A 19,675-nucleotide genomic window follows, 5' to 3' on the forward strand; every position below is an offset into this window, starting at 1 on the left:
CTCCCACAGGGTGTCGGTCTGCTCGGACAGCGTGGCGCGCAGCGCATCGCGGCAGTCCTGCGGCAGCGAGGCGCGCATCACGACCGGATCGCCGGGCAGGGTGTCGGTCTGGGCGAGCAGGCGGTATTCCGTGTCGGGGTCCTGTTCGCGCACGGCGTCCCAGTCCTTGTTACCGCCGCCCATGGCGTCGACGTCATCGTTGATGAGCACCTGGATCCGCGCGTCGCCCGCCATGATGATGTCGAGGTCACGATCGAGATCCAGCCCGGCCTCGGCCAGCATCATCGAGGGGAAGATGTGGCCCGAGGTGGAGCCCGCATCCTTCAGCGCCACGCGGCGGCCTTCGAGATCGGCGAGCGTCTCGATGTCGCTGTCGGCCTTGACGACGAAGCTCGACCCGTAATTCGGGCGCACGATGGAGAACAGGATGTCCATTTCCGCAAGCTGCTGGAACAGCACGAATTCCGACGGCCCGGCAAAGACCAGGTCGACCTCGTCGTACTGCAGCGCGTTGCCCGCCGCGGTGCGGTTGGACAGCGAGTAAAGCTCCAGTTCGACACCGGAGACCTCTTCGAAGGTTTCGGCGAAGGGCGCGAAAGCCTCGGACAGCGTCGTCATGCCCTCGATGCCGGTATCGGCCATCTTCAGCGGGTTGGGGCAGACATCGGCGGGCGAGCTTTGCGCCGCAAGCGGGCCTGCGAGAAGGGCTGCCGTCGCCGCGGACAGGGCCAGGCCGTGAAGTTTCGTCATCGTCTTGTCTCCTTTCGATCACATACCGTCGTCGCTTAACAAGCCGACATGTCCGGGAGGTGACACCAATCACGGGCAGCGCATGGCGGTCCTGTCGCGAGGTTGGTGAAAAATTGGAGCGGGGCGTAATCTCCAGGTGTTGAAACAACCAGCAACGGCGGTTGGGACCGCTGCGGAGAGTGAGGACCGAAGGCCGCCACGGGTTCGACGCCCGGCCCGAGCGCCATGCATGATGCTACCAAGGGAGCCGTCTGAAAAACCTCGCCCTTCGCGCGGCATCGAGTAGACTGGACGGGACACCAGAGGGCACCCCCGAGCCCCAGGCAACCTGCCTTTCCCGGGCGTCCGGCACGCATGCGCCAGCAGAACTGCGGCCCCCCCTGCCCCAAGACCGTGCCCCGCCTCGCCGAAGACCTCGACACGTGAGAGAGACAGATCGGCACCCGACGGGGGCAACCGGACGAGCCCATCCCCTTCCAGCACGATCGCCCCGCCGTCTGGTGCGGTCCTTGCGCGCTCATTGTCCGTCGCGGGATCTGCGCGTCGTGGGACGTCGTCCTGAAGCGCCAGATCGGCGCGTATCTCGGCGAAACCGCCATCACGCCCTACGCAGCTGTGCGCAGGCCGGGGTGAGGGGCCACGCGCGCAAGGGCTTTGTCGCGAAAACACCTGGCCCGACCCCGCTACCGGGCCGGGATGCCCCTGTCAGATCGAAACATGGGAGAGCAGCTCCTCGCGCTGCACGTTGGCCTTGGCGTCGCTGAGCGTGACCTTGCCGCGGGACATCGCGACGAAGCGGTCCGCCTGGGTCCAGGCGAAATCGAAGTACTGTTCGACGAGGACGATCGCCATCTCGCCCTCGGCCCGAAGGGCTTCGATCACGGTGCCGATCTGCTTGATGATGTTGGGCTGAATCCCTTCGGTCGGCTCGTCGAGCAAGAGCACGCGCGGCCGTGTCACCAGCGCGCGGGCGATGGCAAGCTGCTGCTGCTGCCCACCGGAGAGGTCGCCGCCCCGGCGCTGCGCCATCTCGCGCAGGACGGGGAAGAGCTCGTAGATGCGGTCAGGCACGTGACGCTCTGCCGGGGGCAGGCAGGCAAAGGCGGTCTCGAGGTTCTCGGTCACACTGAGCAACGGGAAGACTTCCCGCCCCTGTGGCACGTAGGCGATCCCGGCCCAGGCCGCGCGAGTGGCAGAGGGATGGTCGAGCACCGTACCATCGACGGCAAGTCGTCCGTCGGTATACGGATGCCGCCCTGCGAGGGCTTTGAGGAGCGATGTCTTGCCGACGCCGTTGGTGCCCATCACGGCCGTCACCTCGCCCACCCGGGCCTCCAAGGAGACGCCGAAAAGGATCTGGCTCTGGCCGTAATGCAGCGTGAGGTCGGAAACCGATAGCGTCGCGGGGGGCTCAGGCGCGGCTGCGGCCGCGGCGCCGGGGGGGGCGGTGTCGGGCATGGCTCAGCGTCCCAGATAAACGTCGATCACCTGGGGATCGGCGGTGACGTGGTCGATGGACCCTTCGGCGAGAACCGACCCTTCGTGCAGGACCGTGACCTTGCAGCCGAGGCGGCGGACGAACTCCATGTCGTGCTCGACCACGACCACGGCGCGGGTCTCGGCGATGCGCTTGAGAAGATCGGTGGTGTGCTCGCGCTCGGCCGGGGTCATGCCCGCGGCGGGCTCGTCCACGAGAAGAAGCCTCGGCTCCTGCGCGAGCAGCATCCCGATCTCCAGCCACTGCTTCTGACCGTGGCTGAGCTCGCCCGCCGGGCGGGAGAGATGGGCGGTGAGGCCGATCTCCTCGGCGATCTCCGCGATGCGTGCGCCATCGGCCTCCGTCTCGCGCCAGACGAGCACCTTCCAGGGCGCGCGGTCGTTCCTGAGCGACATGGCGAGGTTGGCGCGCACGCTCTGCGCCTCGAAGACGGTAGGCTTCTGGAACTTGCGACCCACACCCTCCCGCGCGATGGCGCTTTCCGAGAGGCCCAGCAACGAGATCGACCGCTCGCCCCAGATCACGCGGCCGGTGTCGGGCCGTGTCTTGCCGGTGACGATGTCCATGAAGGTTGTCTTTCCAGCGCCGTTCGGCCCGATGACTGCGCGCAGCTCCGGCTCGCCGATCTGGATCGAGAGATTGTTTATGGCGCGGAAGCCGTCGAAGGTGACGGAGACGCCGGACACCTCGAGAAGCGTGCTCATCGCGGCGGCCCCTCCTCGCGACGCAGCGCGCCCTTGTCGGGGCCGTAATCCCCGACGCGCCGGCGCGCGCGCCGCGCCTCGATCACGTCGATGAGCCCGCCGATCCCCTTGGGCGCAAAGAGCGTCACCAGCACGAAGGAGAGGCCGAGGAGCACGAGCCACCAGTCCGTCCACTGGATCGTGTAGACACCGAGGTTGACGTCCGGCGCGCCCCCACCGGTGAACCAGCTCGACAGGAGCGAGACGAAGGCCGCGCCGATCACCGCGCCGTAAAGCCGCCCACGCCCGCCGATCGCCACCCAGACGGCAAGGTAGATCGAGGCGATCGGCGCGAGCTCCTCCGGGTTGATGATGCCGGCCTGCGGGTAATAGAGCGCACCGGCGATGCCGGCGACGACCGCCGTCAGCGTGAAGACGAAGAGCTTGTAGCTCTCGACGTGGTACCCGAGGAAGCGCACCCGCGCCTCGTCGTCCCGTATCGCGCGGATGACCGAGCCCATCTTGCCCGAGGTGACCCACGCGAATAGCAGGTAGCCCGCCGCGAGCGCCGCCGCCGAGGCGTAGAAGAAGGCGATCGAGACCGTCGCCTGATCCACGTGCGCGAGGCCCGGCAGGTTCTGCAACCCGGACAGCCCGTTGTTGCCGCGCAGCCCGCTGTCGTTCTGGAAGAGGTAGAGCGAGAGCGCGAGCGTCATCGCCTGCGTCAGGATCGACAGGTAGACCCCCGTCACCCGCGAGCGGAAGGCGAGCCAGCCGAAAACGAGCGCCAGAAGCCCCGGCACGGCGACGACCATGGCGAGCTGCAGCACCAGCGAGTCGGCGAAGGCCCAGATTGCCGGGAACTCGTCCGCGCCGACGACGCCGAAGATCTGCGAGGCGATGGCATCGCGGACCTCGCCCTCGGTGGGTGGGATCGCCCCCGAGGCCAGGCTTTCTGTGACGATGATCTCGGTGCGGGCGTACATCAGCCACATGCCGATCGCGTAGCCCCCCAGCCCGAAAAAGGCCATGTGCCCGAGCGACAGGATGCCCTGGTAGCCCCAGACCACGTCCATCGCCAGCGCGACAAGGCAGAGACAAAGCGTCTTGCCCAGCGTCTTGATCATCGAGGTGGAGATCGCGCCTGTCCCCGTCGCCTCGGCGAGGGCGGTCACGCCGAGGCAGAAGGCAGCGAGGAGAGCGAGGAACCAGACGACCGAAGGGTTCTCGGCAAAGAGGCTGCGCCGGGCGGGGGCATCTGACATGGCGGCGACGCTCATCTCACGCTTCCGCCGCGCGCCCCTTGAGGGCGACGATGCCCCTGGGACGGATCTGGATGAAGAGGACGATGAAGAGGATCATGTAGGTCTGCGCGGCCAGCGTGTTGGAGGGGTTCAACCATTCGACGCCCTTCTGGAAGATACCGATCAGCCCGGCGCCCGCCAGCGTGCCCCAGACGTTGCCGACGCCGCCGACGACCACGGTCATGAAGGACTGCACGATGTAGTCCTGCCCCATTTCCGAGGTCACCTTGGCGTAGAGCCCGATGGCGACGCCCGCGATGCCGGCGATGCCCGAGCCGAGGCCGAAGGTGAGCATGTTGATGCGGTCCGGATTGATCCCCATGGAGGCCGCCATGCCCGGGTTCTGCGTGACCGCGCGCACCTCTAGGCCGAGCCGCGTGCGATTCAGCACGAACAGCAGGACCGCGAGGAAGACCAGCGCCAGCACGAAGATCGCGATCCGGATGTAGGAGATCGAGACGATATCGTTGATCACCAGCGAACCGTCGAGCCAGCCCGGCGCGGTGAGGGGCCGCGCCTGCGTGCCGAAGATGTTCTTGGCGAGTTGCTGCAGCATGATCGAGACGCCGAAGGTCGCGAGCAGCGTCTCCAGCGGCCGGTGATAGAGCCAGCGGATCACCAGCCGCTCCAGCGCGACGCCGGCCCCGAAGGTCACCGCGAAGGCGAGCGGCAGCGCCACGATCAGGGAGAGCGTGTAGTCGGGAATGACGAGCTGCACCACGTAGCCGGTGTAGGCGCCCATCATGATGAACTCGCCATGCGCCATGTTGATGACGCCCATCACGCCGAAGGTGATGGCGAGCCCGATCGCGGCGAGGAAGTAGATCGACGCGAGCGAGAGCGCGTCGAGCCCGAGGTCGAGCCCCCGGTTCAGCCCGACGTTCGCCTGCGTCGCAGTGAGCGCGCGCGCGGCGGCGGCGATCACCTCGGCGTCGGTTTCCGTGTATTCCTCGAAGAAGCTGTGGGCCTCGAGCGCGGCCTCGATCTGCGCCGGGCTGACCAGCGGGGGCACCGTTCCCGCCTCCGCGAGCGCGGCATGGGCGCGCGCGCGGGCCGCCTCCGAGGACAACTGCGCAACCGGCACGCCGCCGACGCGCCCGCCCTCGATATTGGCCTCGAGCGCGGCCTTGACCTCACCGGGGGTCGGCCCGGCCGCCGCGCGCCCGGCGTCGACGAGCGCGTCATACGCCGTCGCAATCGAGAGGTCCTCGCCCGGGGTGAGCATCCGGGCGACCCGCGGCCCCTCCGGAAGCCTCTCCGAGATGCGGAACTCGGTGTCGAGGATCTGGTTCAGAACCGCACGGGTCTCCGACGACAGATCGCCGGCAAGGGTGTCGAGTGCGGCAACGCGCGCCTCGGTCGTCGCGCCGAAGCGGGCCTGAAGATAGCCGAGGAGCTGTTCCTTGCGCGCCTTGAGGCCCGCGTCCGTCTCGCCGGGAATCGACCGCTCGAGCGGGTCGATCTGATCCGGTTCGAGCGACCTGGACAACGCCTGTACCGCGTCACGGCGCACTTCGACGTCCGGGTCTGAGAGCTGAAACGGCACGAGCGCCGTGGCGATCACCCGGCGCACGCCGCCGTTCGGGCGCACCTCCTCGACCGCGTCGTCGGGGACATCGCGCGCCGCGACCTCTCCTGTGGCGACATCGTAGAGGGTCAGCCGGTCGTCGCCGGTCTCTTCGGCCACGAAGAAGCGGCCATCCTCGAGCCGCTGAACCACCTCGCGCGCGCTCCAGGCCGAGAGGAACCCGGGCGCGCCAGGCAGACCTGAGGCGGCGAGATCCTCGATCACCGGCCCGACGCTGCGGCGGCCCGGGTCGGCGACCTCTTCGGCGTGGCGCTGGAGGATCTCCTGCAGCGTCTCGGCCGCGCCGGCCGTGGGCACGGCGATCAGCAGAAGGAGCAGGGTGCGAAAGAGGCGGGAGAGCATCGCGGCGACGGGTGTCCTTGTTGCGGCCGCGCGGTCGGGCGGCCGAGGCGGGGAGGCGTGCGGAGAGGGACCGGGGGCGCGGCACGCGCCCCCGGCCGCCGGATCAGTAGTTGGACTCGATCTGCACGCAGCTCTCGGTCGCGGTGTTGTACATTCCGCAGCCGAGCTCCTGCCAATCCGAGACCAGCACGGCCGAGTCGGGCAGGAAGTCGGTCCAGGCGTCGCCGGGCACCTCCTCGGTCTGGCTGATGATGTCGAACTGGCCCTCCTCGGTGATCTCGCCGATGAGGACGGGCTTCGTGAGGTGATGATTGGGCTGCATCACCGCCGTGCCGCCAGTCAGGTTCGGGAACTCCTGCCCCCACATCGCCTCGCGCACCGCGTCGACGTCGGTGGTGCCGGCCTCCTCGACCGCGTTCACCCACATGTTGAAGCCGATGTAATGGGCTTCCATCGGGTCGTTGGTCACACGATCCTCGCCCATGCGCTCCTTCCAGGCGGCGACCCATTCCTCGTTGGCCTCGGTGTCGGCCGACTGGAAGTAGTTCCAGGCCGCCAGATGCCCGACGAGGTTCGAGGTGTCGAAGCCCGAAAGCTCCTCCTCGCCCACCGAGAAGGCGACGACCGGAATATCCGCGGCATCGACGCCCTGCGCCGCCAGCTCCTTGTAGAACCCGACGTTGGCGTCGCCGTTGATGGTCGAGACCACGCCCACGAAGGATCCGTCGGAGGCAAGGTCCTTCACGTCCGAGACGATCGTGGACCAGTCGGAGTGCCCGAAGGGCGTGTAGTTGACGAAGATGTCCTCCTCCGGAATGCCCTTCTCCTGCAGGTAGGATTCGAGGATGTTGTTCGTCGTGCGCGGATAGACGTAGTCGGTGCCCAGCAGGGCGAACTTCTCGACGCCGAGTTCCTCGAGGAAGTAGTCCACTGCCGGGATCGCCTGCTGGTTGGGCGCGGCACCGGTGTAGAAAACATTCTTCGAGCTCTCTTCGCCCTCGTACTGAACGGGGTAGAACATCAGCCCGTTGAGTTCCTCGAGGACCGGCAGGACCGACTTGCGGCTGACGGAGGTCCAGGAGCCGAAGATCACGTCGACCTCCTGCACGGTCAGAAGCTCGCGCGCCTTCTCCGCGAAGAGCGGCCAGTCGGAGGCCGGATCGACCACCACGGGCTCGATCTCGCAGCCGAGGACGCCGCCCTCCTCGTTCTGGAGCTCGATCAACATCTCCATCGTGTCCTTCAGCGTCGTCTCCGAGATCGCCATCGTGCCCGAGAGGGAGTGCAGCACGCCCACCTTGACGGGGCACTCCGTCTCCTGCGCGGCGACCGGCGACGCATGCGTGGCGACCGCGGCGACGAGCGCGACGCCCGAAGCGGCGATATGAAGTCGAGTCCTTGTCATTGGCAGCTATCCCTCGTTCGGGCCACGACGGTTGTCCCTGTCGAGCACCCGACTGGCGGCCGGGCGCCGAAACCATCGCGGCGTTAACGCCTTTGCCGCCGGATCCCTCGCGCGAGGCCACCACGCGGCTTTTCGCGCCCGGATGCCCCCCCGGACATCGCAGGCTTGACAAAGGTAGCAAGCCGTCTTCGCCGGCCTATGCCGCTGGCCGTTACCGATCGTCACCGTGCGCCGGAACGCCTTAAATTCGAGCAAATATGCGGAAAGTGCCGAGCAACGGGTCGCTCCGTGAACGATCTGCCGTATCAGGCGCCATGCTGCCATCGCCCCGGCCGTCGCGCGGTTGCGCCCCGACATCGCCGGGATCGCCGGGATGATGATCGATGGGCGGGCGCCTCGGTGACGGAGGCCGCACGACGGCAGGGGGTCACCAGGTGGCCAGGGGGGCGCGAGAAAGCGGCTTTCGCTGCCGCACGACCCGCTCTTAAAAAGTGACCCGGGCGTCGCCGCGCCGGTTGTCGCAGACAAACGACGCCGCATCCGTGAGAGTGGGTCGATCTGAACCGGCGCGGGTTCCCGAAGCACTTTCGGGGCGTTCAGGCATGCAGCTCTTTCAACTGCGTTCGGTTCCGGGCGGACCATGGCGAGCGCGACCGCCGACTGTCGACGAGGAGTCGGCCGCGCGCCGTGGCGCGGCCGATCCGAGGGTCACTGCGAGGGCGCTGTGATCCGTGTGTCGGCCGCGAAGGCCTCGTTCATGACGTGGAAGACCGCCGTGTTGTCAACGAACGCGCCGTCCCAGACATACTGCGCGCCCCAGAGTTCGGCCGCTTTCTGGTCGGTCCGGGTGAACTGGGCGAAGCCCTCGGCACCAGCGCCGATCGCCCAGAGCGGCACCATCTCGTTGGTGTGCCGGTCCGAGGCCCACTGGTGGCCGGGGATGTTGCCCGCGCCGCGGTCCTGCACCGCGCGATAGTTGCTGAAGACGTCCTCGGCGGGATGGAAGTTCGCCGCCTCCAGCGCCTCGTCGCTGCGCTCCTCGGCCACGGCGGGGCCGCCGACGTTGGTGTAGGTGCCTTCACCCCAGATGCCGCCGGTCTCGTGGTCGGAGGTCACGATAAGCAGCGTCTCCTCCCAGCTCGAATTCTCCTCGACCCAGTCGATCACGGCATCCACCGCCTCGTTGAAGTCGATCTGCTCCTCGATGAACCGCGGCATGTGGTTGGCGTGGCCCATCCAGTCGACCGCGCCGCCTTCCGACATCAGGAAGAAGCCGTCCTCGTCCTGATTAAGAACGTTCAGCGCGCCGATCGTCATGGTCTCGAGATCCGGGACGGCGGGGTTCATGGCCATGCCGGACGGCGTGTCGGCCCTGGGGAGCCCCTCGCGGCTGGCCTGGAGCGTGGAGCCTGCCCGCGCGACGCCGACCACGCGCTCCGGAAGGTCCTCGCCCGCCGCCAGCGCCTCGAAGTCGCTCTTCGCGTCGATGAAGGAGAAGCCGTTGAGGCCCTCTTCGCTGGTCAGCGCGTCGAGGGTCTCCGACCCGCCGACATACTTGTAGGCGTCCTCGTCCTCGGGCTCCACCTGGTTGCCGGAATTGTCGTAGAGCGGGTGGCCCGCACCCATGATCACGTCGAGGTCGCTCTCGAACATCTCCTGCGCGATCTCGACGTAGTTGTTGCGCGAGACGTTGTGCGCGATGGTCGAAGCGGGCGTGGCGTGGGACACCATCACCGACGACACGGCACCGGCGGCACGGCCCTGATCGATGGCGATCTGCGCGATGGGGGTGAATTCCTCCGTGCCCGTCCAGTCCATGTTGAGCCGGCCGTTCGCGGTCTTGCGACCGGCCTGCAGCGTGGTGCCGGCGGCGGCGCTGTCGGTGTAGGAGGTGTAGGTCTCCTCGACCGGCGGGAAGTCGTTGCGGAAGGCGTTCTCGAACCGGTTCCAGCGGGTCCGCGGGTCATAGCCCTGCTCCACCGCGCCGGCGGCCTCGGCCGGGTCGGCGCCGTTGGGCAGCACGGCGCCGGTCTCGTCGATCAGCGCGAGCGAATCATGCGCCAGCCCGTAAACGACGGGCGTGGTGCCGTCGGGCCGGGCGACCTGATAGGACTGCTGGTTCGCGAGGCCCTGATAGTAGTCCGCGGCGAGCCAGCCGTTGAAGCCGATCCCGTCGGACACCATCAGGATCACGTTCTTCGCACCCTGGTCCTGCGCGACGGCAGGCATTGCAAGGGCGCCGGAGAGCGCGGTGGCAAGAAGAAGTCGTGACATCGTCATCTGAATCACCTTTCTGGCAGGATGAGACACGATCTTTTTTTAGTGATATTCTGTAACATGTGAGTGAAGCGCGCCCCGCCGCGGCCAGCACCGGATGGACGCGCGCGATTTCGCTGCCGTCTCGTCCGCGGTCGAGACCGACGAGATCGACGCCCCGCGGCGTCTCTGAACGGAAGACCCGGCCCGTACGGGAAAGCGCCGAGCGGATATCTCATCCGGGCGCTTCAAAGGACTGCATGCAGTGCGGTCAGGCGGTACGTCTGACCCTGTGCGACTCGAGAAGATCTTCGACCATTGTCCGGTACACGAACACGACCCCGCCTGCCTTGTTGTGCTCGGCGTCGGCGACCGCGCGCCAGCGGGCGTCCGCCTCGTCGCGGTTCGTCCGGGCGAAGACGGTCATCACCACCACGGTGACCGAAGTGTCCCGGGAAGACCGAGCAATACGATTCCAACGCCCTGTCGTTTGGTCAACCGAGAGAGGCGAACCCGGCGTCTAGGGCTGTCAGGATCGTGTCGACGTGCTTGCTGTTCAGCACCAGTGGCGGCGACAGGATCACGTTGTTTCCCGAAACCCGCACCATGGCGCCGTTCTCGTAGGTCGCGCGATGCAGCGCACCGATGGTCTTCTTGTCGATCGGCGTCTTGCTCTCGCGGTCGGCGACCAGTTCGATTGCGCACATCAGGCCGTGCCCGCCCCGCACGTCACCGATCAACTCGTACTTCTCCTTGAGCGCCGTCAGGCCGTCGAACAGCTGCGTCCCGCGCGCGGCGGCGTTGTCCTTGACCTGAAGCCGTTCGGTCTCCTTCAGGCAGGCGATGGCCGCGGCGGCCCCGACCGGGTGCCCGGAATAGGTATACCCCGAGCCGATGGCCCCCTTCCCGCTTTTGTCGCCCTCGAACACCTCGGCCACCTCGTCCGACACCATGACCGCACCGAAGGGGAAATAGCCGTTCGTGATCGCCTTGGCCGTGCACATCAGGTCCGGCCGCACCCCCCAGAGCCGCGAGCCCGACCACGCGCCGGTGCGGCCGAAGGCGGTGATGACCTCGTCCGCGATCAGCAGGATACCGTGCTTGTCGCAAAGCGCCCGCACGCCGGGCATCAGGCTTTCGTGCGGCGGGATCACGCCGCCCGCGCCCAGCACCGGTTCCATGATGAAGGCCGCGATGGTTTCGGGGCCCTGGAAATTGATCTCGTCCTCGAGCGCGGCGAGACACTTCTGCGCCAACTTCCCGGGATCAGTCTCGGCGAAAGGATTGCGGTACGGATAGGGTGCCGGGATATGGTAGCAGCCGGGCATCAGCGGTTCGTACTGGGTGCGGAAGTTCGCGTTACCGTTCACGCTGGCGCCCAGCGTGTGCGTGCCGTGGTATCCCTTCTTGAGGCTGAGGTATTTGACACGGCCGCTCTCGCCACGAACCTTGTGGTACTGTCGCGCCAGCCTGAGCGCGATCTCCACGCTGTCGGAGCCGCCCGAGGTGAAGAAGGCACGCGACAGCCCGTCCTCTTCGAAAAAGTCCTTCAGCATCCACGACAGCTCGATCACGAGGTCGTTCGTCGTGCCCCGGAAGATCGAGTAGTAGGGCAGCCGGTCGAGCTGCGCCGCGATGGCGTCCTTGACCGGCTGACAGGAATACCCGAGGTTGACGTTCCACAGCCCGCCCACGCCGTCGACCGTGCGGTGCCCGTCCACGTCGGTGATCTCGACGCCCTCGCCGCCGACGATGATGTCGGGCGGGTTGGAGATGCTGTCGGCCGGATGCGCCATCGGGTGCCAGAGATGGCGCGCGTTGTTCTCCTTCAGGAAGTTCTCGTCTTTCATGTCAAACCTCTCGGGCTTCGAGTGTCGTTTGCGGCGGGAGCGGGTATCGCGCGGGCATCTCGCCGCCGAGGACGCGCGTGGCTCGCACTGCGCCGGCCCTGAGCGCGGCGGCGATCCTGTCGAGCGTTCCGGGCGTCGCACGGACCGAGGGCAGGGCGGCCGACAGCGCGCCCGTCACCGAGCCACCCGGCCCGAAGACGGGGACGCCCTGCGAGGTGACTTCACCGTCGTACGCGCCCGAGAGGCGGCTGACCCCGCCGGCGTGGATTTCGTCCAGAAGCACGTGCAGCGTGGCCGGATCGGTCACCGTCCGCTCGGTGTAGGCGACCAGGTCTCCGCCGAGGATCGACCGCCGGAACGGCTCCGGCGCGTAGGCCAGCACTGCGAGGCCGGACGAGGTCGCGTGCAATGGAAGCATCTCCGCCTGGTCGAAATGTACCTGCGTGCCATGCAGCATCGGGTCGTGGTGGAAGACCGGCGAAAGGCGGTACCCCTGCAGGACGGAGGCATGCACCAGTTCGCCGACCTCCTCCGCCAGTTCGGTCACGACCGGCCGCAGGATCGAGCGCACCGGGTAGGTGGCCTCGCGCACCGCTGACAGCCGCAGAATCGCGGGGCCGAGCCGGTAGGCACGCGTGCCGGGATGCTGCTCCAGGAAGCCGTTCTGCTCGAGCTCGACAAGGTGACGATGGACCGTCGCCTTGTCGCGCCCGGTCAGCCGCACGAAGTCGCTCAGCCCGATCTGCGGCCGGCTGTCCGAGAAGAAATTAAGCATTTCCAGAGCTTTGGTTATCGTCCCCATCCTCGGCATCCGTCTGAGCGCACTTTTCTGCCAGTGGTCCACACGACAAGGATTGACGGAAATTGGGAACGCGGGCAAGAATATTTGCAACAAGCGGTTTGAATAATGAACCAACCAACAGGAGGTCCCATGAAACGCGTCTTTCTTGCTGCGGCTGCAAGCGCCGCCGCCCTCTCGCCGCTGGCCGCTTCGGCCGAGTACCCCGAACAGCCCGTCGAATTCGTCGTGCCGTTCCCGCCGGGCGACCTCGAGGACGTGCTGACACGGATGATCGCGGAGGAGTTTCAGGACACCTACGGCGTGCCCGCCGCGGTCGTGAACAAGCCCGGTGGCGGCGGCGGCCCCTTCCCCGCCGCCGCCGAGGTCGCGCAGGCCGATCCCGACGGCTACACCGTGGGCTCCTTCGTCATCGACGTGCCGCTCGTCGGCCCCGAGCTCGGCATCCCGCCGCTCAAGCCGAACCCGTTCGAGGCGGTCGGCATCTTCCTGACCTATCCCTTCGTCATCGCCGCGTCGGGCGACGCGCCCTACGACGACATGGAGGGCCTCGCCGCGCACGCGCAGGACAACGACGTCGCGCTCGGCCACTTCGGCACCTTCCTGATCCCCACGCAGGTGACGATGGCGCTGGCCGAGAAGATGGGCTTCGGCTTCGAATCCGAGGCCGCCTTCGACGCGCTCGACTGCAACACGCTGGCCTCGGGGGACGTGGACGTGATCAACACGACGCTGCAGCTCATCCGCCCGTGCCTCGACGAGCTGACGATCCTGGCCTCGATCGGAGAGGAGCGCACATCGCTCACTCCCGACACGCCCACGGTGGGCGACATCGAGCCCGAGCTCGACCTCGCACTCTGGAACGGCCTCTTCGTCCACGAGGACACGCCGCAGGACGTGCGCGACAAGATCGCCGCCGTCGCGCAGGAGGTGGTGAACTCGGAGGCTGCGCGCGACCTGGCGCAAGAGACGGGCGCGCTGATCTACTGGCAGCCGGCCGACGACGCCGCCGCGCGGATGGAGAAGGACGCGGAAACGCTCGGCACGGTCACGGGTCTTCTTGAGGACTGAGCAGGCTCGCGCCCCGGCATGTGCGGGGCGCCCTTTCATTCGGGGGCGGGGATGCGCACGCTCAGGACCTTCCAGGACCTCTTCAAGCGCTACAGGCGGCCCGGCGACCTCGTCTTTGCCGCCGGGTTCTTCGCACTGTCACTGCTGCTGGCGGCGGCGATCCCGTGGCAGGTGACATGGGTCGGCGGCCTCGGCGTGATCGAGCAGCCCGCGTTCTGGCCGGTCGTTGCCGTCGCAGCGATGGTGACATTCAGCAGCCTGCACCTCGTCGGTGCGCTCGTCTCGGAGCGTATCCCCGGCCGGCGCAAGGAGGTGTTCCACTGGCTGCGCTCGGTAGAGTTCGCACTCTGGTTCATGGCCTACGTCTTCCTGGTCCCGTGGATCGGGTATCTCTTGGGCTCGGTCCTTTTCGTGACGGCGCTGAGCTTCAGGCAGGGCTATCGCAGCGCCCGCTGGATGGGCACCGCCGCCCTCTTCGCCGCGACGGTGGTCGTACTGTTCAAGGGGCTGCTGCAGGTCCGTGTCCCGGCGGGCGAGATCTACCAGTACCTGCCGCCCGGCGACCTTCGCACCTTCGTCATGACCTGGCTCTGAGGCGCAGCGCATGGACCTCTTTCTGTCCAGCCTCGAGATGCTGGCCCGCCTCGACGTGGCGATCGCGCTCGTCCTGGGCTCCATCGGCGGGGTGCTGATCGGCGCGATCCCGGGTGTTGGTCCGCCGGTCGCCATCGCGATCCTGCTGCCGGTGACCTTCTCGCTCGAGCCGCTCGTCGGCCTGACGCTGCTGCTGGGCATCTACGGCTCGTCCATGTTCGGCGGCGCGCTGCCCGCGATCCTGATCAATACGCCCGGCACCGCGGTCAACGCGCTGACCACCTATGACGGCTATCCGATGACCCGGCGGGGCGAGGCGCTGCGCGCTCTCGGCCTGGCGTACGGCGCCTCCTTCGTGTCCGGCATCATCTCCATCGTCGCGCTGATCCTGCTCGCGCCGCTGCTGGCGAAGGTCGCGCCGATGTTCGGCAGCCGCGAGATCTTTCTCGTCGCACTGCTCGGGATCGTTCTGGTGGTTCTCGCCCATCGCGGCCAGACCTTCGCCGCCGGGATGCTCGCGGCCTTCGGCATCTTCCTCGCCACCGTCGGCCTCGAGCCCATACGTTACACGCAGCGCTTCACCTTCGGGCAGGACTTCCTGACCAGTGGCATCGACCTGATCGTGGTCGTACTCGGGCTCTTCGCCATCGCCCAGGCCTTCGTGCTGCTCTCCGACCCCGACGACTCCCCCGACACGCAGCCGATCACGGGCAGCATGCTACGCGCCATCGGCGCGGTCTTCCGCTTCAAGCGGCTGGCCGCCGCGGGCTCGGGCTTCGGCGTGCTGATGGGCATGATCCCGGGCGTGGGCGAGTTCACCGCGCAGTTCCTGAGCTACACCTATGCCCGGAAGACCTCGAAGGATCCCGACGCCTTCGGCAAGGGCAGCCCCGAGGGGCTGGTCGCGTCCGAGGCGGCGAACAACGCCGTGCCCGCCGCGGCGATGATCCCGCTCCTCGCGCTTGGCATTCCGGGCGAGGCGCTGACCGCGATGATGCTGTCGGTCTTCTACGTCCACAACGTGACGCCCGGCCCGGGTCTCTTCCAGAACCAGCTCGATTTCGTCTACGCGCTCTTCGTGGCGATGATCCTGCTCAACGTGATCGTCGTCGCCTTCATGGTCGTCGCCTCGAACGGCATCCTGCGGATCATCCGCATTCCCACGCGCTTTCTCGGCGTCGCAGTCCTGACGCTCAGCTTCGTCGGCGTCTACTCGCTGCGCAACTCGATCACCGATTGCGCGCTGGCCGCGGGCTTCGGCCTGCTGGGACTGATGCTCAAGCGCCAGAACCTGCCCATCGTGCCGATCATCCTGGGCATGGTGCTGGGCGGGATCATGGAGACCAGGCTCCGCTCGGCGATGGCCCGCGTCTCGACCCCGCTCGACTTCGTGGAGCGACCCATCGCGGCGGTCATCGCGCTCGCCATCGCGGCGATGATCGTCCTGCACGTCTGGGGCGTGGTGCGGGAACGGCGGGCGAACCTCAGGGAAGACGAGCACGACCACGACATTCACGACACGCAACTGAGGTAACGATGCTCGACACGGACCGGCTCGAACTCCTCCGCCACGCCCCCGTCACGCCCGCCGCCCATATCATCGACGGCGCCCGCCGCGACGCCTCGGATGGCGGGACGCTCGACGTGATCTCGCCGCTCGATGGCACCACGCTCACGACGATGCCGAAGGGCACGGTCGAGGATGCCCGCGCCGTCTGCGCCTCGGCCCGCCGCGCCTTCGACGACGGACGCTGGTCCGGCCTCGCCCCGGCGGCGCGCAAGTCGGTGCTTCTGAAATGGGCGCGGCTGATAGAGGAGAACGCCCTCGACCTCGCCGTGCTGGGCGTGCGCGACAACGGCACCGAGATCGGCATGGCCTACAAGGCCGAGCCGCTCTCGGCCGCCGCCACGATCCGGTACTACGCCGAGGCCGTCGACAAGATCTTCGGCGAGATCGCCCCGACCGCGCCGGGCACCCTCGGCCTCGTCCACCGCGAACCGGCGGGCGTGGTCGGCGCCATCGTGCCGTGGAACTTTCCGCTGATGATCGGGGCGTGGAAGCTGGGCCCGGCGCTGGCCGCCGGCTGCACGGTCGTACTCAAGCCGGCCGAGACGGCGTCTCTCACGCTGGTCCGCATCGCGGAACTGGCGCTCGAGGCCGGGCTGCCGGCGGGCGTGCTGAATGTCGTCACCGGCGAGGGCGCGGTCGTCGGGCACGAGATTGCCCATTCGCACGACGTCGACGTGCTCGTCTTCACCGGCTCGGGGGCGACCGGGCGCCGGCTTCTCGAAGCCTCCGCCGCCTCGAACCTCAAGCGCGTCCACCTCGAGCTCGGTGGCAAGTCCCCGAACGTGGTCTTCGCCGACGCCCCGGACCTGGACGAGGCGGTGAAGGTGTCGGCCAACGGCATCTTCCGCAACTCGGGACAGGTCTGCGTCGCCGGGTCCCGCCTGCTCGTGGAGCGGTCGGTCCACGACACCTTCGTCGCCAGGCTCGCAGAGCATGTCCGCAGCATGAAGGTCGGCGACCCGCTCGATCCGGCCACCGCGGCCGGGGCTGTGAACAGCCTGCGCCAGCTGCAGCAGAACCTCGACTTCGTGGAAGAGGCCCGCGGCCTCGGCCGCCAGGTTGTCGGTGGCGCCCGCGTTCTCGAGGACACGGGCGGCTACTACATGGAACCCACAATCGTCACCGGGGTCGATCCCGCAGACCGGCTGGCCCGCGAAGAGGTGTTCGGCCCTGTCCTCGCGGTCTCCGCCTTCGATGGAGAAGCCGAGGCGGTCGAGCTTGCGAACGGCACCGATTACGGCCTGTCGGCGGGCATCTGGACGGCCGACCTGGGGCGCGCGCACCGCATGATCCGGCGCATCCGCGCCGGCGTCGTTCACGTCAACACCTATGGCGGGTCCGACCTGACCGTGCCCCTGGGCGGCGTGAAGCAGTCGGGCAACAGCCATGACAAGTCGCTGCACGCCTTCGACAAGTACCTCGACCTCAAGACCGCATGGATCAAGCTATGAGCGACCGCACCATCCTGATCGTCGGCACCTTCGACACAAAGGACGAAGAGCTGACCTACATCGCCGACGTGATCCGCGCGCAGGGCGGGGGCGTGGTGACGATGGACGTGAGCGTGCTGGGCGACCCGGCGCAGCCCACGGACCACTCGAAGCACGATGTCGCGGCCGAGGGCGGGCACACGATCCGCGAGGCCATCGACAGCGGCGACGAGAACCGCGCGATGCAGATCATGGCAAAGGGGGCGTCGCTTCTGGCGGCGCGGCTGCATGCCGAGCGCAAGGTCGACGGGGTGATCTTGCTGGGCGGCACGATGGGCACCGACCTCGCCCTCGACGTCTGCCTCGCCCTGCCCCTCGGGATGCCGAAATACATCGTCTCGACCGTCGCCTTCTCGCCGCTCATCCCGGCCGAGCGTCTGCCGGCCGATATACAGATGATCCTCTGGGCCGGCGGGCTCTACGGCGTGAACCCGGTCTGCCGCGCCTCCCTCAGCCAGGCGGCGGGCGCGGTCCTGGGTGCGGCCCGCGCGGTCGAAAAACCGGATCCGGACAGGCCGCTGGTCGGAATGACCTCGTTCGGCAAGACCATCCACCGCTACATGGTGGCGCTGAAACCCGAACTCGAGCAGCGCGGCTACGAGGTCGCGGTCTTCCATGCCACGGGCATGGGCGGACGTGCCTTCGAGAACCTGGCCGCACAGGGCGCCTTCGCCTGCGTGATGGACTTCGCCACGCAGGAAGTCGGCAACCACGTCGAGGGCTCGGCCATTTCGGCCGGGGCCGACCGCCTGACCGCGGCCGGCCGGGCGGGCACACCGCAGATCGTCGCGCCCGGTTGCTACGACCTCGTGGACCTCGTGGGCTGGCAGCCCGTGCCCGAGGCGCTGGCCGACCTGCCGAGCCACGCGCACAACCGCCTGCTCACCTCGGTCGTGCTCGACGAGGAGCACCGCCGTGCCGTGGCCCGCGCCCATGCCGAGCGCCTGGCGCAGGCCACCGGCCCCTCCGTCCTGCTTCTGCCCACGCGCGGCTGCAACGAGTGGGACCGTCCCGGCGAGGACCTGCACGACCCGGCCGGCCTCGCCGCCTTCATCGACGAGATGCGCCGCACCGTACCGGCGACGACCGAGCTGCGCGAGGTGGACGCCCATATCAACGACGCCGCCTTCGCCGAGGCCGCACTCGCGATCTTCGACGACTGGCGGGCGCAGGGTCTCGTGCAGGACGCACGCCGATGACGCCGTGGAGCTGAAACGTGGTCTTGGCCCGCGCATGTTAAACTGATGGGCGAACTTGACCCGAATCGTCCAAGGTTGGCGGGAAAGATTGAAGGCGTCTTGAATGTTCAGCTTGCTAAAGAGACTTTTCAGCGGCGGCGGCGCAGCCGAGACCGGCCCGAACACGCGTGACCCAAACCGGCTCCGCCGCTTGCGGGGCGACGGCGAGTTTTCTGTCAAAGCCGCTGGAACGTCGCATTATCAAGCTGAACTCGCTGCCGTGAAGGGTGGCTTTCGCAAGCACTCGAACCCTGACTTCCTGCTGGATGTTGTGCCGGAACCCACAAATCCGCACGACGCCAACGCGCTTCAGCTTCAACATGACGGAACCTTGGTGGGCTACATTCCCGCTTTCATGACTTCGGAGGTTCACGACGCGCTTTCGCGGGTTGGCCAGGAAGGGCAGCGATGCAGGGTTCTCGCCCGCATCGTCGGGCACGATAAGGCGTCACTTGGCTTGCGTCTGAACATGCAGCGCCCCGCCAGGTTCTAAGCCGTTAAGCGGTTGGGTCTTTCCGACCCGCTGCGCACGCGGGTAATTCGCGCCGCGCCGCCGTTCCAGTCATAGCGCGCCCAAAGGGGTTGCGGTGCCCAAGGCAGCGCGTGCCGATAGACGCGAACGGACCGGGTGCGCAGCCTCGCCCCGTGGTGCATTTTTCCTTCATTCTGCCCGCGCACAAAATCCGGGGTGCTGCCGGGTTTCCGGGCGGTTACCGCGAACCTTCGAGCACCCCCGCCCGGCGGCGCATGACGGGCTGACGGTGCCGCCGCCGAGGCGTGGTGCCAATGCCCCGCCTTCGGTGGCCGGGGTGAACCGTGGGCGCAACTTTGGCTGTTTCTCTCTCGCCTGCCGTCGCAAGAAAACCGGAACCCGAGCCGCCGGTTGCCGCCGAGGCGCGACCCTTGGGCATAAAGGTTACGCGGACGGCGCGAGATAACCTTTATGCCGAGCCTTCGGCGGGCCGCCTGAACCGGCGGGCGAACTTCTGTTTTCGCGCTGCGCGGGCCGCCGGGGTGTCGCGCCCCGGCCTTTCCATGGCCCCCGAGGCATCAAGGCGCAAAGGGTGTATATTTGGGTGGGTACGCGGACGCAGCTTTGAAAATAATAAAACGAAATCCAGATATTGCAGAAAAATTGTGGTGCCGGCAGAGGGACTCGAACCCCCGGCCCTCTGATTACAAATCAGACGCTCTACCAGCTGAGCTATACCGGCCCGCGATGGGCGCTTGCGTAGTC

Annotated in this window: 16 protein-coding genes and 1 tRNA gene; 6 read left to right on the plus strand and 11 right to left on the minus strand. The window is 67.6% G+C overall.

Annotated elements, in window-relative coordinates:
• The 10 genes from ACESL7_RS03225 to ACESL7_RS03270 all read right to left on the minus strand — a co-directional run.
• Window positions 1-750 (minus strand): phosphate/phosphite/phosphonate ABC transporter substrate-binding protein (locus ACESL7_RS03225; RefSeq protein WP_372891394.1); only part of this gene is annotated, 750 nt, incomplete at its 3' end.
• Between the two features lie 705 nt (window positions 751-1,455).
• Window positions 1,456-2,208: an urea ABC transporter ATP-binding subunit UrtE gene (gene urtE / locus ACESL7_RS03230; RefSeq protein WP_372891396.1), complete on the minus strand. Its 753-nt coding sequence runs from the start codon at window positions 2,206-2,208 to the stop codon at window positions 1,456-1,458.
• Between the two features lie 3 nt (window positions 2,209-2,211).
• The gene (gene urtD / locus ACESL7_RS03235; protein WP_372891398.1) at window positions 2,212-2,952 is read right to left on the minus strand and encodes an urea ABC transporter ATP-binding protein UrtD; all 741 of its coding nucleotides are present in this window, start codon (window positions 2,950-2,952) and stop codon (window positions 2,212-2,214) included.
• Entirely contained in the window at window positions 2,949-4,196 is a 1,248-nt protein-coding gene (gene urtC / locus ACESL7_RS03240; RefSeq protein ID WP_372891400.1) for an urea ABC transporter permease subunit UrtC, read from the minus strand. The genes urtD and urtC overlap by 4 nt, the downstream gene beginning before the upstream one ends.
• Window positions 4,197-4,212: 16 nt before the next feature.
• Window positions 4,213-6,165 (minus strand): urea ABC transporter permease subunit UrtB, encoded by a 1,953-nt coding sequence (urtB, locus tag ACESL7_RS03245; protein WP_372891402.1) that lies wholly within the window; start codon window positions 6,163-6,165, stop codon window positions 4,213-4,215.
• Between the two features lie 103 nt (window positions 6,166-6,268).
• A complete protein-coding gene (gene urtA / locus ACESL7_RS03250) occupies window positions 6,269-7,570 on the minus strand; it encodes an urea ABC transporter substrate-binding protein (protein WP_372891404.1) in 1,302 nt (433 codons plus the stop codon).
• A 708-nt stretch (window positions 7,571-8,278) separates the two neighbouring features.
• Window positions 8,279-9,850: an alkaline phosphatase gene (locus ACESL7_RS03255; RefSeq protein ID WP_372891406.1), complete on the minus strand. Its 1,572-nt coding sequence runs from the start codon at window positions 9,848-9,850 to the stop codon at window positions 8,279-8,281.
• A gap of 247 nt (window positions 9,851-10,097) precedes the next feature.
• The gene (locus ACESL7_RS03260) at window positions 10,098-10,253 is read right to left on the minus strand and encodes a hypothetical protein (RefSeq protein ID WP_372891408.1); all 156 of its coding nucleotides are present in this window, start codon (window positions 10,251-10,253) and stop codon (window positions 10,098-10,100) included.
• 67 nt (window positions 10,254-10,320) lie between these two features.
• Complete coding sequence (locus tag ACESL7_RS03265; protein ID WP_372891410.1) at window positions 10,321-11,676, minus strand: aspartate aminotransferase family protein; 1,356 nt, start codon at window positions 11,674-11,676, stop codon at window positions 10,321-10,323.
• A gap of 1 nt (window position 11,677) precedes the next feature.
• Window positions 11,678-12,478 (minus strand): IclR family transcriptional regulator, encoded by an 801-nt coding sequence (locus ACESL7_RS03270; protein WP_372891412.1) that lies wholly within the window; start codon window positions 12,476-12,478, stop codon window positions 11,678-11,680.
• Between the two features lie 129 nt (window positions 12,479-12,607).
• Between ACESL7_RS03270 and ACESL7_RS03275 the strand changes: the two genes are divergently transcribed.
• From ACESL7_RS03275 to ACESL7_RS03300, 6 genes are all read left to right on the plus strand, one after another.
• Entirely contained in the window at window positions 12,608-13,546 is a 939-nt protein-coding gene (locus ACESL7_RS03275; protein ID WP_372891414.1) for a tripartite tricarboxylate transporter substrate-binding protein, read from the plus strand.
• 51 nt (window positions 13,547-13,597) lie between these two features.
• Window positions 13,598-14,140, plus strand: a complete 543-nt coding sequence (locus tag ACESL7_RS03280) for a tripartite tricarboxylate transporter TctB family protein (protein ID WP_372891416.1) — start codon at window positions 13,598-13,600, stop codon at window positions 14,138-14,140.
• Window positions 14,141-14,150: 10 nt separating this feature from the next.
• Entirely contained in the window at window positions 14,151-15,674 is a 1,524-nt protein-coding gene (locus ACESL7_RS03285) for a tripartite tricarboxylate transporter permease (RefSeq protein ID WP_372891418.1), read from the plus strand.
• Window positions 15,675-15,676: 2 nt separating this feature from the next.
• Window positions 15,677-17,161 (plus strand): aldehyde dehydrogenase, encoded by a 1,485-nt coding sequence (locus ACESL7_RS03290; RefSeq protein WP_372891420.1) that lies wholly within the window; start codon window positions 15,677-15,679, stop codon window positions 17,159-17,161.
• Window positions 17,158-18,399: a Tm-1-like ATP-binding domain-containing protein gene (locus tag ACESL7_RS03295; RefSeq protein WP_372891422.1), complete on the plus strand. Its 1,242-nt coding sequence runs from the start codon at window positions 17,158-17,160 to the stop codon at window positions 18,397-18,399. The genes ACESL7_RS03290 and ACESL7_RS03295 overlap by 4 nt, the downstream gene beginning before the upstream one ends.
• Before the next feature lie 103 nt (window positions 18,400-18,502).
• Window positions 18,503-18,931, plus strand: coding sequence for an HIRAN domain-containing protein (locus tag ACESL7_RS03300; protein ID WP_372891424.1), 429 nt, complete (start codon window positions 18,503-18,505; stop codon window positions 18,929-18,931).
• A 645-nt stretch (window positions 18,932-19,576) separates the two neighbouring features.
• On the opposite strand, the gene ACESL7_RS03305 is transcribed toward ACESL7_RS03300, so the two are convergent.
• Window positions 19,577-19,652, minus strand: a tRNA-Thr gene (locus ACESL7_RS03305).
• Window positions 19,653-19,675 lie beyond the last annotated feature (23 nt).

This window comes from Rhodosalinus sp. (genome assembly GCF_041685465.1).
Classification (GTDB): domain Bacteria; phylum Pseudomonadota; class Alphaproteobacteria; order Rhodobacterales; family Rhodobacteraceae; genus Rhodosalinus.